Source organism: Streptomyces sp. SPB162 (assembly GCF_029504575.1).
GTDB lineage: Bacteria > Actinomycetota > Actinomycetes > Streptomycetales > Streptomycetaceae > Actinacidiphila.
The window spans coordinates 4623007-4637713 of record NZ_JAQFII010000001.1 but is presented as its reverse complement, the minus strand read 5'-3'; the positions used below and the strand labels follow the sequence as shown (position 1 = coordinate 4637713).

Annotated in this window: 12 protein-coding genes and 1 tRNA gene; 3 read left to right on the top strand and 10 right to left on the bottom strand. The window is 69.0% G+C overall.

What is annotated here, in order from left to right:
- Nucleotides 1–45: 45 nt before the first annotated feature.
- The 8 genes from rpoB to M2266_RS21255 form a co-directional block, all read right to left on the bottom strand.
- Nucleotides 46–3531 carry a DNA-directed RNA polymerase subunit beta gene (rpoB, locus tag M2266_RS21290; RefSeq protein WP_164297309.1) on the bottom strand — a complete coding sequence of 1162 codons (3486 nt, stop codon included), beginning with the start codon at nt 3529–3531 and terminating at the stop codon, nt 46–48.
- A 535-nt stretch (nt 3532–4066) separates the two neighbouring features.
- Nucleotides 4067–4444, bottom strand: coding sequence for a 50S ribosomal protein L7/L12 (gene rplL / locus M2266_RS21285; protein ID WP_277439623.1), 378 nt, complete (start codon nt 4442–4444; stop codon nt 4067–4069).
- 83 nt (nt 4445–4527) lie between these two features.
- Nucleotides 4528–5088 (bottom strand): 50S ribosomal protein L10, encoded by a 561-nt coding sequence (gene rplJ, locus M2266_RS21280; protein WP_277439622.1) that lies wholly within the window; start codon nt 5086–5088, stop codon nt 4528–4530.
- A gap of 368 nt (nt 5089–5456) precedes the next feature.
- On the bottom strand, nt 5457–6179 hold the full coding sequence (gene rplA / locus M2266_RS21275) for a 50S ribosomal protein L1 (protein WP_277439621.1): 723 nt from the start codon (nt 6177–6179) through the stop codon (nt 5457–5459).
- A 77-nt stretch (nt 6180–6256) separates the two neighbouring features.
- Complete coding sequence (gene rplK, locus M2266_RS21270; protein ID WP_277439620.1) at nt 6257–6691, bottom strand: 50S ribosomal protein L11; 435 nt, start codon at nt 6689–6691, stop codon at nt 6257–6259.
- 145 nt (nt 6692–6836) lie between these two features.
- Nucleotides 6837–7760, bottom strand: a complete 924-nt coding sequence (gene nusG / locus M2266_RS21265; RefSeq protein WP_277439619.1) for a transcription termination/antitermination protein NusG — start codon at nt 7758–7760, stop codon at nt 6837–6839.
- 71 nt (nt 7761–7831) lie between these two features.
- The gene (gene secE, locus M2266_RS21260; protein ID WP_277439618.1) at nt 7832–8110 is read right to left on the bottom strand and encodes a preprotein translocase subunit SecE; all 279 of its coding nucleotides are present in this window, start codon (nt 8108–8110) and stop codon (nt 7832–7834) included.
- Nucleotides 8111–8207: 97 nt separating this feature from the next.
- Nucleotides 8208–8280, bottom strand: a tRNA-Trp gene (locus M2266_RS21255).
- 181 nt (nt 8281–8461) lie between these two features.
- Here M2266_RS21255 and M2266_RS21250 point away from each other — a divergent pair.
- The 3 genes from M2266_RS21250 (at nt 8462) to M2266_RS21240 (ending at nt 11978) form a co-directional block, all read left to right on the top strand.
- Nucleotides 8462–9700, top strand: coding sequence for a pyridoxal phosphate-dependent aminotransferase (locus tag M2266_RS21250; protein ID WP_277439617.1), 1239 nt, complete (start codon nt 8462–8464; stop codon nt 9698–9700).
- Nucleotides 9701–9827: 127 nt separating this feature from the next.
- Nucleotides 9828–10847, top strand: coding sequence for an adenosine deaminase (locus M2266_RS21245; protein ID WP_277439616.1), 1020 nt, complete (start codon nt 9828–9830; stop codon nt 10845–10847).
- Nucleotides 10848–10928: 81 nt separating this feature from the next.
- Entirely contained in the window at nt 10929–11978 is a 1050-nt protein-coding gene (locus M2266_RS21240) for a low temperature requirement protein A (RefSeq protein WP_277439615.1), read from the top strand.
- An 83-nt stretch (nt 11979–12061) separates the two neighbouring features.
- On the opposite strand, the gene M2266_RS21235 is transcribed toward M2266_RS21240, so the two are convergent.
- Nucleotides 12062–13117 (bottom strand): UDP-N-acetylmuramate dehydrogenase, encoded by a 1056-nt coding sequence (locus M2266_RS21235; protein WP_277439614.1) that lies wholly within the window; start codon nt 13115–13117, stop codon nt 12062–12064.
- A gap of 72 nt (nt 13118–13189) precedes the next feature.
- Nucleotides 13190–14647 carry an MFS transporter gene (locus tag M2266_RS21230; RefSeq protein ID WP_277439613.1) on the bottom strand — a complete coding sequence of 486 codons (1458 nt, stop codon included), beginning with the start codon at nt 14645–14647 and terminating at the stop codon, nt 13190–13192.
- Nucleotides 14648–14707 lie beyond the last annotated feature (60 nt).

Genomic DNA, 14707 nt, shown 5'->3' with positions numbered 1-14707 from the left:
CCGGAGCGGCCGGGAAGCCGCGAGTGCGACTTCCCGGCCGGCCCGTCAGACCTCTTCGACGCTGCTCGGCTCACGCCGGGACAGGTCGATTCCGAGCTCTTCCGCGGCACGGAAGACGTCCTCGTCCGTGTCGCGCATCTCGATGGACATACCGTCCGAGGACAGCACCTCCACGTTGAGACACAGCGACTGCATTTCCTTGATGAGCACCTTGAAGGACTCGGGAATGCCGGGTTCGGGGATGTTCTCGCCCTTGACGATGGCCTCGTAGACCTTCACGCGGCCGAGCACGTCGTCGGACTTGATCGTCAGCAGCTCCTGGAGGGCGTAGGCGGCACCGTATGCCTCAAGGGCCCACACCTCCATTTCGCCGAATCGCTGGCCACCGAACTGCGCCTTACCACCCAGCGGCTGCTGCGTGATCATGGAGTACGGACCGGTGGAGCGGGCGTGGAGCTTGTCGTCCACCAGGTGGTGGAGCTTCAGGATGTACATGTAGCCGACCGAGATCGGGTCCGGGAACGGCTCGCCGGAGCGGCCGTCGAACATCCGGGCCTTACCCGAGGGCAGCACCATCCGGTCGCCGTCGCGGTTCGGGATCGTGGCCTCGAAGAGGCCGGTGATCTCGTCCTCGCGCGCACCGTCGAACACCGGGGTGGCGACGTTGGAGCCGGCCGGCACCTTGTCGGCGCCGATGGACTCCAGCCGGCGGGCCCACTCGGTGCTGATCCCGGAGGTGTCCCAACCCTGCTGGGCGAGCCAGCCGAGGTGGATCTCCAGGACCTGTCCCGGGTTCATTCGGGACGGGACACCCAGCGGGTTGAGGATGATGTCGACCGGGGTGCCGTCCTCCAGGAACGGCATGTCCTCGACCGGCAGGATCTTCGAGATGACGCCCTTGTTGCCGTGACGGCCGGCAAGCTTGTCACCGTTGTTGATCTTGCGCTTCTGCGCGACGTAGACGCGGACCAGCTGGTTCACGCCCGGCGGCAGCTCGTCGCCCTCTTCGCGGTCGAAGACGCGGACGCCGATGACCTTGCCGGTCTCGCCGTGCGGCACCTTCAGCGAGGTGTCGCGCACTTCGCGCGCCTTCTCGCCGAAGATCGCGCGGAGCAGGCGCTCCTCCGGGGTCAGCTCGGTCTCGCCCTTGGGCGTGACCTTTCCGACCAGGATGTCGCCGGCGACGACGTCGGCACCGATGCGGATGATCCCGCGCTCGTCGAGGTCCGCGAGGACCTCCTCGGAGACGTTCGGGATGTCCCGGGTGATCTCCTCGGGGCCGAGCTTGGTGTCACGGGCGTCGACCTCGTGCTCCTCGATGTGGATCGAGGAGAGGACGTCGTCCTGGACCAGCCGCTGGCTGAGGATGATCGCGTCTTCGTAGTTGTGGCCCTCCCACGGCATGAATGCCACGAGGAGGTTCTTGCCGAGGGCCATCTCGCCCTCGTCGGTGGAGGGGCCGTCGGCCAGGACCTGGTTGGCGACGACGCGAGCGCCCTCGTCGACGACGACCTTCTGGTTGAAGGACGTGCCCTGGTTCGAGCGGCTGAACTTCGCCACGCGGTACGTGGTGTAGGTGCCGTCGTCGTTGGCGACCGTGACGTAGTCCGCGGATACCTCCTGGACCACACCGTCCTTCTCGGCCTTGATGACGTCACCGGCGTCGACCGCGCAGCGGTACTCCATGCCGGTGCCGACCAGCGGGGCCTCGCTCTTGATGAGCGGCACCGCCTGGCGCATCATGTTCGAGCCCATGAGCGCGCGGTTGGCGTCGTCGTGCTCGAGGAACGGGATCATCGCGGTCGCGACCGACACCATCTGGCGCGGCGAGACGTCCATGTAGTCGACGTCGGCGCCGGGGATGTAGTCGATCTCGCCGCCACGGCGGCGGACCAGGACACGGGCCTCTTCGAAGTGGTTGTCGTCCGTCAGCGGCGCGTTGGCCTGCGCGATGACGAAGCGGTCCTCCTCGTCGGCCGTCAGGTAGTCGACGTCATCGGTGACGATGCCCTCGACGACCTTGCGGTACGGGGTCTCCACGAAGCCGAAGGCGTTGACCCGGCCGTAGGAGGCGAGCGAGCCGATCAGGCCGATGTTCGGGCCTTCGGGGGTCTCGATCGGACACATGCGGCCGTAGTGCGACGGGTGAACGTCACGGACCTCGAAGCCGGCGCGCTCACGGGACAGACCACCCGGGCCCAGCGCGGACAGACGGCGCTTGTGGGTCAGGCCCGACAGCGGGTTCGTCTGGTCCATGAACTGGGACAGCTGGCTGGTGCCGAAGAACTCCTTGATGGAGGCGACGACCGGCCGGATGTTGATCAGGGTCTGCGGCGTGATCGCCTCGACGTCCTGGGTGGTCATCCGCTCGCGGACGACGCGCTCCATACGAGCCAGGCCGGTACGGACCTGGTTCTGGATGAGCTCGCCGACGTTGCGCAGACGACGGTTGCCGAAGTGGTCGATGTCGTCGGTCTCGACGACGATGTTGCGGCCGTCCTCGCCCACGGTCTCGGTCTCACCGGCGTGCAGCTTGACCAGGTACTTGATGGTCGCGAGAACGTCGGCCGTGGTCAGCACGCCGGCGTCGAGCGGCTTGTCGCTGCCGAGCTTCTTGTTCACCTTGTAGCGGCCGACCTTCGCGAGGTCGTAGCGCTTCGGGTTGAAGTAGAGGTTCTCGAGCAGCGTCTGCGCGGCCTCGCGGGTCGGCGGTTCGCCCGGACGCAGCTTGCGGTAGATGTCGAGCAGCGCGTCGTCCTGGCCCTGGGTGTGGTCCTTCTCCAGGGTGGCGCGCATCGACTCGTACTCGCCGAACTCCTCGAGGATCTGCTCGGTCGTCCAACCGAGGGCCTTGAGGAGCACGGTGACCGACTGCTTGCGCTTGCGGTCGATGCGGACACCGACCATGTCGCGCTTGTCGATCTCGAGCTCGAGCCAGGCACCGCGGGACGGGATGACCTTCGCCGAGAAGATGTCCTTGTCGGACGTCTTGTCGATCGAGGAGTCGAAGTAGACGCCGGGCGAGCGGACCAGCTGCGACACGACGACACGCTCGGTGCCGTTGATGCAGAAGGTGCCCTTGTTGGTCATGAGCGGGAAGTCGCCCATGAAGACCGTCTGCGACTTGATCTCGCCGGTCTCGTTGTTGGTGAACTCGGCGGTGACGAAGAGCGGAGCGCCGTACGTGAAGTCGCGCTCCTTGCACTCGTCGATCGAGTTCTTCGGAGGCTCAAAACGGTGGTCGCGGAAGGTGAGCGACATCGACCCGGAGAAGTCTTCGATCGGAGAGATCTCCTCGAAGATCTCTTCCAGACCCGACTTCCTGGGGACGTCCTGGCCACTTTCCAGAGCCGCCTCGACACGAGCCTTCCACGCGGCGTTGCCGAGCAGCCAGTCAAAGCTCTCGGTCTGCAGCGCGAGGAGGTTCGGTACCTCGAGGGGTTCCTTGATCTTCGCAAAAGAGATGCGCAGCGGTGAGGTGCTGGCACCGTTGTTCGTATTGGCAGTCGAGGCGTTGCGCGAGGCGGCCAAGAGGGGGTCCTTCCGAGGGCTCGGACTCACTACGCGCATACCGGTGTCCGCCCCCGAGCACACGGGGATGTCCACAGAGGGGACATCTCTTCATTCCGTGCTCAGGCTTGGGGCTGTCCCTGGTGACGGGCCAGGCTACAGCTAACAGGCAGCGCAAAGGGTCAGTGTAGCCACTCGGCACACTGATGTCCAGGCAGAGATTCGGAGTACCGAATCATTGCCCCCTCGCCACTGTTGTCGACCCGGTCTCGGCACCGGATCTGTGCTTGACGCTAGGCATTCCCGCATCGCGCTCGATCCATGCCTCGGACCCCGGATCGAACTTACGACGCGTCCTGAGAATTGCGCGCCGCGTGCGGTTCGTCAAGGCCTCAGCCCCCCGGAGATCCGTACGGCGCCCCCCGCTCGACGGGGACGATCACCATACCCCCGAGCGACTGGAAGGCCCCTGGAGGACCCCGGGAACGACCGAGGGCGGCCACCCTTACGGGTGGCCGCCCTGCGGCTGTTCAGCCCCTACTGGAGGGGCCGGGAACTACTTGACCTCGACGGACGCGCCAGCGGCCTTGAGGGACTCGGCAGCCTTCTCGGCGGCCTCCTTGGCGACCTTCTCGAGGACCGGCTTCGGAGCGCCGTCGACGAGGTCCTTGGCCTCCTTCAGACCCAGCGAGGTGAGCTCACGCACAACCTTGATGACCTGGATCTTCTTCTCGCCGGCGCCGGTGAGGACGACGTCGAACTCGTCCTGCTCCTCGGGAGCCTCAGCGGCAGCGGCGGCGGGGCCCGCGACGGCGACCGGGGCGGCAGCCTTGACGTCGAACTTCTCTTCGAACGCCTTGACGAACTCGGAGAGCTCGATGAGGGTCAGGGTCTCGAACTGCGCGAGCAGCTCTTCCTGGGACAGCTTCGCCATGATGGCGTCCTTCCACTATTCGGCAGGTGCCGGGTGTACATGAAGGCGGGCGTGAGGCGCCCGCTGCGACCAGAGGCGGAGGGTTACTCCGCCACCTCGGCCTCGGCGGGAGCCGGCGTACCGGCACCGCCCTGCTCGACCTTGGCGCGAAGCGCGTCCGCGGTGCGGACGAACTCCGTGAGCGGGGCCTGGAAAGTCGCCGCGGCCTTGGCCATCGACGCCTTGATGCCACCGGCCACCTTGGCGAGCAGAACCTCGCGGGACTCGAGGTCCGCGAGCTTCTTGATCTCATCTGCGGACAGCGCCTTACCGTCAAGGACACCGCCCTTGATGATGAGGTTGGGGTTGTCCTTGGCGAAGTCACGCAGACTCTTCGCCGACTCCACCGGGTCACCGGTGACGAAGGCAACCGCCGTCGGACCTGCGAACAGGTCGTCCAGCGTGCTGATCCCGGCCTCGTTGGCCGCGATCTTGGTCAGCGTGTTCTTCACCACGGCGTACTGGGCGTTCTCACCGAGCGAACGGCGCAGCGTCTTGAGCTGCGCCACGGTGAGACCGCGGTACTCGGTCAGCATTGCGGCATTGGAGCTGCGGAACTTGTCCGTCAGCTCGGCAACCGCAGCAGCCTTATCGGGCCTCGCCATGAGTCTCGGCCTCCTTCCGGGTGATTCGGACCGCACGGAAGGGGCTGGGCAACACGAACGCCCCGGCGCAGGCGCACGGGGCGTTACTCAACCAGAATGAATTCCAGGAGTTCTTCCACAGCAACCTGAGCGGGACGTCCGCAGCTAGCGGATCCTTCGGCCGCCGCGCTCCTCAACGAGGGCACAGCAGCGACCAGCGGTCTTTGGCTTCTTCGATAGCGTACGCGAACGGGTCGCGATCCGGCAAATCGCCTCAACGGGCTGCTCAGCGCCCCTCCAGGGGCCGGGAGAGCCGACAGGCCGGGCCCCACTCCCCAGAGGGAGCGGGGCCCCCGGCCCGAGTCGCGTACGCGGCGTCGTCGTCAGGATCAGACGGCGGCCGGGTCCTCCTCGACGAGGAGGTTGCGGGTGCGGTTCTGGTCCACCAGGATGCCCGGGCCCATCGTGGTGCTGATGGCGGCCTTCCGGATGTACCGGCCCTTGGCGGCCGACGGCTTCAGACGGAGGATCTCGTCCAGGGCCGCGCCGTAGTTCTCGACCAGCTGCGCGTCATCGAACGACACCTTGCCGATGATGAAGTGCAGGTTCGAGTGCTTGTCGACGCGGAACTCGATCTTGCCGCCCTTGATCTCGGTCACGGCCTTGGCCACGTCCGGGGTCACGGTGCCGGTCTTCGGGTTCGGCATCAGGCCACGGGGACCGAGCACGCGGCCGAGGCGGCCGACCTTGCCCATGAGGTCCGGGGTGGCGACGACGGCGTCGAAGTCCAGGCGGCCCTTGGCCACCTCTTCGATGAGTTCGTCGGAGCCGACGATGTCGGCGCCCGCGGCTTCCGCGGCCGCTGCACGGTCACCGGTCGCGAAGACCAGGACCCGGGCGGTCTTGCCGGTGCCGTGCGGAAGGTTGACGGTGCCGCGGACCATCTGGTCGGCCTTGCGCGGGTCGACACCCAGACGCATGGCGACCTCGACGGTCGAGTCGAACTTCGTCGCTGCGGTGTCCTTGGCGAGACGGACGGCCTCGAGCGGGGCGTAGAGCTTCTCCCGGTCGATCTTCGCGTCCGCAGCGCGGAGAGTCTTGCTGCGCTTCACTGCTGCTCCTCAATGGTGAGTGGAGTCGTGGTGCGGACCGCGCGCGGTCCTTCCACAGACGTGCTTCGGGGTGGGTGTCAGCCCTCGACCGTGATGCCCATGGAACGGGCGGTGCCGGCGATGATCTTCGACGCGGCGTCCAGGTCGTTGGCGTTCAGGTCCGGCATCTTGAGGGTGGCGATGTCACGCACCTGGGCGGCGGTGAGCTTCGCGACCTTCTTGGTGTGGGGCTCGCCGGAGCCCTTCTCCACACCCGCGGCCTTGAGGATCAGCTTCGCGGCCGGCGGAGTCTTGGTGATGAAGGTGAAGGAGCGGTCGTCGTAGACCGTGATCTCCACCGGCACGACCATGCCACGCTGCGACTCGGTCGCGGCGTTGTAGGCCTTGCAGAACTCCATGATGTTGACGCCGTGCTGGCCCAGTGCGGGGCCGACGGGCGGGGCGGGGTTGGCCGCGCCCGCGTTGATCTGGAGCTTGATAAGCCCCGTGATCTTCTTCTTCTTGGGAGGCATTGCTCTCTCCGGGTCCTAGTGAGAGTTGTTTCGCCTGCTAACAGGCATACCGCACCACGATAACGGGTATCGGGGCCCGGCCTGAAACCAAACAGGTCAGACCAGCTGAAAAAGCCGGTCTGACCTGGTCGGACGTGTAAAAAACTCAGTTCTTCTGGATCTGGTCGAAGCTGAGCTCGACCGGAGTCTCGCGGCCGAAGATCTCGACGAGGCCCTTGATCTTCTTCGAATCCGGGTTGATCTCGTTGATCGTCGCCTGCAGCGTCGCGAACGGGCCGTCGGTGACGGTGACCGAGTCGCCGACCTCGAAGTCCAGCACCTGGACCTCGATCTTGCGGGCCGGACCCGTGCCGTCCGCGGCGGCGGCGGCCTCGGCGGCCGCCTCGACCTCGGGAGCGAGCATCTTGAGGATCTCGTCCAGCGTCAGCGGGTACGGGTCGTACGCGTTGCCCACGAAGCCCGTGACGCCGGGCGTGTTGCGGACGACGCCCCACGACTCGTTCGTCAGGTCCATCCGGACGAGGACGTAGCCGGGAAGCTTGTTCTGCTTCACCGTCTTGCGCTCGCCGTTCTTGATCTGGGCTACTTCTTCCTGCGGCACTTCTGCCTGGTAGATGTAGTCCTCGACGTTGAGCGAGACGGCGCGCTGCTCCAGGTTGGACTTCACGCGGTTCTCGTAGCCGGCGTACGTGTGGATGACGTACCACTCGCCCGGCAGGGTGCGGAGTTCCTCGCGGAAGGCGGCGACGGGGTCGACCGGCTCGGGCTCCTCGGCGGGCTCGGCGTCGGCGGCGTCGTCCTCGGCCAGCTCGGCGTCGGCCTCGGCGAGTACGGCGTCGGCCTCTTCGTCGACGGGGGCGTCTGCTTCGGGCTCGCCCTCGGCGTCCTCGGCGACCGCGTCATCGGTCTCGTCGATGGCGTGGACGGCGGCCTGCTCGGCGGCTTCGCCCGCGGCTTCATCGGCAGCTTCGGCCTGGTCGATGTCGCCGTCGGCTGCCTCGACGATGTCGAGCGCAGTGTCGTCGCCCTCGACGGACTCGTCGGCGTCGTACACGTTCGGGTCAGACACGGTGACTGCTTCTTCCTGACTTCAAGGGGTGGAACATGCGGAAAGGCGCCCGGGGGGCGTCTCCCGCAGGATCATCCGAAGACGTACGAGACGAGCTTCGCGAAGCCAAAGTCAATCACGGACACCAGCCCGATGACGACGACAACGAAGACAATTACGACGCTCGTGTACGTCGTGAGGTCTCCACGCGAAGGCCAGACGACCTTGCGGAGCTCGGCGACGATCTGCCGGTAGAAGAGGCCGAGACGGGCCAGGGGGCCCTTCTTGCCGCGCTTACCGCCACGGCGGGCCTTCTTGTCCTGGGATGCGTCAGGCTCAGGGACCTCGATGGAGTCCGTGATTTCAGTCACTCGTCTTCACCTGACTCCGGGTCGTGGCCATACCGCGCCCGTCGCGCGGTACGGCGAGTGCAATTACCTGCCCGCATCCTGGTGAGGACGCGTGTAGCAGGGCCGGAGGGACTTGAACCCCCAACCGCTGGTTTTGGAGACCAGTGCTCTACCAATTGAGCTACGACCCTTTGAAGACGCCCCTCAACGTACCGCAGTTCGCGAGAGGGCCATCGACGGATGAGTGTACGTGTTCACAGGCCGGGCGTCGAACGCCTCCGCCGCGGCCCCGCCGTCCACTGCGCGAACACCGGGGTGTCCACTCCGCAAACCGCGGTGCCGGGCCGGTACGCCGTCTGGGAGCATGCAGTCATGACCGCTGCCACTCCCCCCGAACAGTCCCCCTCCGACCGTCGGGTGTCGGCCCGCGTCGGGTCGATCTCCGAGTCCGCGACACTCGCCGTGGACGCCAAGGCGAAGGCCCTCAAGGCCGCCGGGCGTCCGGTCATCGGCTTCGGTGCCGGCGAGCCGGACTTCCCGACCCCCGACTACATCGTCGAGGCCGCGGTGGAGGCGTGCCGCAACCCCAAGTTCCACCGCTACACCCCGGCCGGCGGGCTGCCGGAGCTCAAGGCCGCCATCGCCGCCAAGACGCTGCGCGACTCGGGCTACGAGGTCGACGCCTCCCAGGTGCTGGTCACCAACGGCGGCAAGCAGGCCATCTACGAGGCCTTCGCCGCGATCCTCGACCCGGGCGACGAGGTCATCGTCCCGGCGCCGTACTGGACCACGTACCCGGAGTCGATCCGGCTCGCGGGCGGCGTGCCCGTCGACGTCGTCGCGGACGAGACGACCGGCTACCGGGTCTCGGTCGAGCAGCTGGAGGCGGCCCGTACCGCGCGCACCAAGGTCGTCCTCTTCGTCTCGCCGTCCAACCCGACGGGCGCCGTCTACAACGAGGCCGACGCCGAGGCGATCGGCCGCTGGGCCGTCGAGCACGGCCTGTGGGTGCTCACCGACGAGATCTACGAGCACCTCGTGTACGGCGACGCGGCGTTCACCTCGCTGCCGGCGATCCTCCCCGAGCTGCGCGACAAGTGCATCGTCGTCAACGGCGTCGCCAAGACGTACGCCATGACCGGCTGGCGCGTCGGGTGGATGATCGCCCCCAAGGACGTCATCAAGGCCGCGACGAACCTGCAGTCGCACGCCACCTCCAACGTCAGCAACGTCGCCCAGGCGGCCGCGCTGGCCGCGGTCTCCGGGAACCTGGACGCGGTCGCCGAGATGCGCACCGCCTTCGACCGGCGGCGGCAGACCATCGTGCGGATGCTGAACGAGATCGACGGTGTGGTGTGCCCCACTCCCGAGGGCGCGTTCTACGTCTACCCGTCGGTGAAGCAGCTGCTCGGCAAGGAGATCCGCGGCAAGCGCCCGCAGACCTCGGTCGAGCTGGCGGCCCTCGTCCTGGACGAGGTCGAGGTCGCCGTCGTTCCGGGTGAGGCCTTCGGTACCCCCGGCTACCTGCGGCTTTCCTACGCCCTGGGCGACGAGGACCTCGTCGAGGGCGTCTCCCGGATCCAGAAGCTGTTCGGCGAGGCCCGCGACTGACCGCTCTCCGATCGCTCTCCTGAGACGGGCCCCCGGCTGCTGCCGGGGGCCCGTTCCCGCGTTCGGGCAAGCCCCCGTTCGGTGAAAGCGGTACCGGACAGCGTCACCCGTACGGCAGGATCTTGGGATGGCACGTGATGTCCGTCTGCTCCCCAAGGCCCATCTCCATCTGCACTTCACCGGCTCCATGCGGTCCGAGACCCTGCTGGAGCTCGCGGATCTGCACGGTGTGCACCTCCCCGACGCGCTCACCTCGGGCGAGCCGCCGAAGCTACGGGCCACCGACGAGCGGGGCTGGTTCCGCTTCCAGCGGCTCTACGACAGCGCGCGCTCATGCCTGCGCACCGCCGAGGACATCCAGCGGCTGGTCCGCGAGGCCGCCGAGGAGGACGCCCGGGACGGCTCCGGATGGCTGGAGATCCAGGTCGACCCGACGTCGTACGCGCCCCGGCTCGGCGGCCTCATCCCGACCATGGAGGTCATCCTGGACGCGGTGCACACCGCCTCCAGGGACACCGGCGTCGGCATGGCCGTCATCGTCGCCGCCAACCGCATGAAGCACCCGCTCGACGCCCGCACCCTGGCCCGGCTCGCGGTGCGCTACGCCGACCGGGGCGTCGTCGGCTTCGGCCTGTCCAACGACGAGCGCCGCGGGTTCGCCCGCGACTTCGACCGCGCCTTCGCCATCGCCCGCGACGGCGGCCTCCTCGCGGCGCCGCACGGCGGTGAGCTCGCCGGGCCCAGCAGCGTCCGCGACTGCCTGGACGACCTGCACGCCGGCCGTGTGGGGCACGGCGTCCGGGCCGCGGAGGACCCGCGGCTGCTGAGGAAGCTCGCAGAGCGGCAGATCACCTGCGAGGTCTGCCCGGCGTCCAATGTCGCGCTGGGCGTCTACGAGAAGCCGGAGGACGTGCCGCTGCGCACGCTCTTCGACGCGGGCGTACCGATGGCGCTGGGCGCCGACGACCCGCTGCTCTTCGGCTCCCGCCTCGCCGCGCAGTACGACATCGCCCGTGACGCGCACGCCTTCACCGACGAGGAGCTGGCGGAGCTGGCCCGGCAGTCGGTACGCGGCTCGGCGGCCCCCGCGGACGTGCGGGATCGGCTGCTGGCCGGCATCGAGGACTGGCTGGCTCTGCCGGCCTGACCGCTGCTCCGGCGCTCGGGCCGCCGCAGTACAGTCGGCCGCCGTTGGAGCCGTGGGAGCTCCGGGGGTACGGGGGCGGGGATGGCCGAGGACGAAAAGCGGGTCACCTGGGCGGAGTTGTTCTTCGACCTGGTGTTCGTGTTCGCGATCACGCAGGTGAGCGCGCTGCTGCACGAGGACCACTCGTGGGCGGGGGTCGGCCGGGCGCTCATCGCGTTCGTGCCGCCCTACTGGGCGTGGGTGGGGATGTCCCTGCACGCCAACCGGCAGGACGTCGACAATCCGGTGGACCGGATCGGGATCTTCGCCGTCGGACTCAGCGCCCTGTTCATGGGGCTGGCGCTGCCGCTGGCGTACGACGGGCGCGGGGTGCTCTACGGGGCCTCGTACTGGGCCGCCCGGGTGGTGCTCCACCTGCTGGTGCTGCGCTGGCAGGACGTACGGTTCAGCGCCTTCGCCGTCGGTGCCTGCCTGACCGGCCCGATGCTGCTGGCGGGCGGCTTCCTCGACGGCCCGGCCCGCACCGCGCTGTGGGGGTCGGCGGCGCTGATCGACCTGTCGATGCCGTTCCTGCTGCGCCACCGGCTCTCCCGGGTGCGGTTCCACGCCGGACACCTGCCGGAGCGCTTCGGACTGTTCCTGATCATCGCGCTCGGCGAGTCGATCGTGGCGATCGGCGCCCCGGCGTCCGCCGCCGCGCACCTGGACGCGGCCGAGCTCACCGCCGTCGCCGCGGCCTTCGCCCTGGCGGCCGGCCTGTGGTGGGTGTACTTCGCGTTCGCGGCGAGCGCCATCCAGCACGCGCTGGCCACCTCCGACCGGCAGGTCGACACCATCCGCGAGGTGCTGTCCTACGCCCACCTCGGCTTCCTCGGCGGGGTGATCGCGGTGGCGGTCGGCATGCACGACGCGGTCGCGCACCCGGCGGCCCGGCTCGGAACGGGAGTGGCCGGGCTGCTCTTCGGGGGCTGCGCACTCTTCCTGGCCGTCTTCGGCTACACCCGGTGGCGGATGTTCCGCCTGTGGTCGACGACCCGGCTGGCGGCCTCCGCCGTCGTCCTCGCCCTGCTCCCCCACTCGCGGCGAGACTGCCCGCGGTGGGGGCGCTGGGGCTGCTCGCGCTGCTCATAGCCACGCTGAACACCGTCGAGTGGGAGCGGGTGCGGCGGGCCGGCTCCCTGTAGCGATGGTCTTTCCGACGGCACCGCCCGGTCTCACAGGCGGGCGCCGACCATCACCGGTTCGTTGACGAGCGTGACGCCGAAGGCGGACCGCACTCCGTCGCGGACCTCGCGGGCGAGGGCCAGTAGATCGTCCGTCTTCGCCTGACCCCGGTTGGTCAGCGCCAGGGTGTGCTTGCCGGAGATGCGGGCCGGGCCGTCCCCGTACCCCTTGGCGAAGCCTGCGCGGTCGATCAGCCAGGCCGCCGACGTCTTCCGCAGCCCGTCGCCCGCCGGGTAGGCGGGCGGTTCGGTGTCGGCGCCGAGCCGGTCGTGCACTCGGCTGACGAACGCCGCGAACTCCTGTTCCGTCAGGATCGGGTTGGTGAAGAACGAACCCGCTGACCAGGTGTCGTGGTCGGCCGGGTCCAGCACCATCCCCTTGCCGGCGCGCAGCTCCAGCACCGTCTTCCTGGCGGTGGCCACCGGAACCCGGTCCCCCGCCTCCACGCCCAGGGCGCGGGCCACCTCCGCGTACTTCACCGGCGCCGACAGACCGCCCGCGTCCTCGAGACCGAACCGCACCCGCAGCACGACGTACCGCTCGGGGTCGGCCTTGAAGCGGCTGTCGCGGTAGGCGAAGCCGCAGTCGGCGGCGGCGATGGTCACCGTCTCGTCCTCGCGCCGGTCGTAGGCGACGACCTCGGTGACCGTCGCCGACACGTCCTGCCCGTACGCCCCGACGTTCTGGATCGGCGTCGCCCCCGCGGATCCGGGGATGCCCGCCAGGCACTCGACGCCGGCCAGGCCCGCCTCGACGGTCCTGGCCACCGCGTCGCTCCACACCTCGCCGGCCGCCAGTTCCAGCGCGGTGCCGTCGAGGGTGAAGCCGGTGGTGGCGATGCGCAGCGCGGTGCCGTCGAATCCGGCGTCGCCGATGACGAGGTTGCTGCCGCCGCCGATCACCAGGAGCGGCGTGCCGGCGCGGTCGGCCTCGCGGACCGCCTCGACGACCTCCGCGTCGGTGGTGGCCGTCACGAGGCGGGCGGCGGGGCCGCCGAGCCGGAAGGTCGTCAGGGGGGCGAGGGGGGTGTCGTGGGTAACGTGCACGCCGTCCACCCTACGGGGACGCCGAGGGGGGACCGGCGGACCGGTCCCCCCTCGGCGTACGTCCGTCGCCGGTCAGGCGACCGGCTCCAGGATCCGCTGCGGCTCGGCGTCGGCCGCGGCCGTCGCCTTGCGCCGCCTCGGGATGAGCACCGCGGCGACCGCCGCGGCGCCGACGGCGACCGCGCCGACCCACAGTGCGGGCACCAGGCCGTCGACGTAGCGGGTGGCGGACTCGTAGCCGCCCTGGGAGGAGAAGACGGAGGCGAGGATCGCGACGCCGAGGGCGCCGCCGAGCTCACGGAACGCGTTGTTGGCGCCGGAGGCTATGCCCTGTTCCTCGGGACGCACGCTGGACATCACGACGTTGGCGGTGGGCCCGAAGTACATCGCCATCCCGATGCCGCTGACGATCAGCGCGGGCAGCTGGGCCGAGTAGGAGACGTCCGTCGTGACGACGAGGGCGAAGAGCGCGAGGCCCACGGCCTGGAGCGCCAGCCCGGCGGCGATGATCGGGCGGCCGCCGATGCGGTCGGAGAGGATGCCCGCGATGGGCGAGACGATCATCGGCATGGCCGTCCAGGGGAGCATCCGGACGCCGGCTTCCATGGGCGAGTAGCCGGACACGTTCTGCAGGAACTGGCTGAGCAGGAAGATCGAGCCGAACATACCCAGGAACATCAGCAGGCTGGCCGCGTTCACCGCGCTGAAGGCGCGGTTGCGGAAGAGCCGCATCGGCAGGATGGGGTGCGCGGCACGGTTCTCGTAGGCGACGAAGGCCACGATGAGCGCGGCGCCGGCGATCATCCCGGTCAGGACGGAGGGGCTGGTCCAGCCGTCGGCGTTGCCACGGATGAGGGCGTAGACGATACCGAAGAGACCGGCGCTGGCGAGCGCGGTGCCGGGGACGTCGAGGCGGGAGTTCGGGCCATGGCTCTCGTTCAGGCGGAGCCGGGCGAGGGGCAGCAGGAGCAGTCCGATCGGCACGTTCAGCCAGAAGATCCACTGCCAGGAGAAGTGCTCGGTGAGGGTGCCGCCGATGAGCGGCCCCGTGGCCACCGCGAGACCGTTGACCGCGCTCCAGATGCCGAACGCCATGCCGCGGCGCTCCGGAGCGACGGTGGCGGAGAGCAGGGTGAGGGTCAGCGGCATCATGATCGCGGCGCCGACGCCCTGGGCGGCGCGCGCGGCGATCAGCTCGCCCATGCCGGGGGCGAGCGCGGCGGCGGCGGAGGCCGCGGTGAACAGGCCGAGGCCGACGGTGAAGAGCCTGCGGCGGCCGAACCGGTCGCCGAGCGCCGCGCCGAACATCAGGAGGACCGCGAACGTGAGGGTGTAGGCGCTCACCGTCCATTCGAGGTCCTCGAGCGCTCCGCCGAGGTCCTTGCGGATGGAGGGCAGTGCGGTGGTGACGACGAGGTTGTCCAGGCTCGCCATGAACCCGGCGAGGCTGGTGATGATCAGGGCCCACACGGCGGTGCCGCGTCGGACGCCCGTCTCCTGTCCTGTCTCCTGCTGCTGGTGCTCCTGCATGACCCCTCCCGGGGATTAGTTATCAGTCACTAATTTCTGCGGATACACGAATGCGTGCCG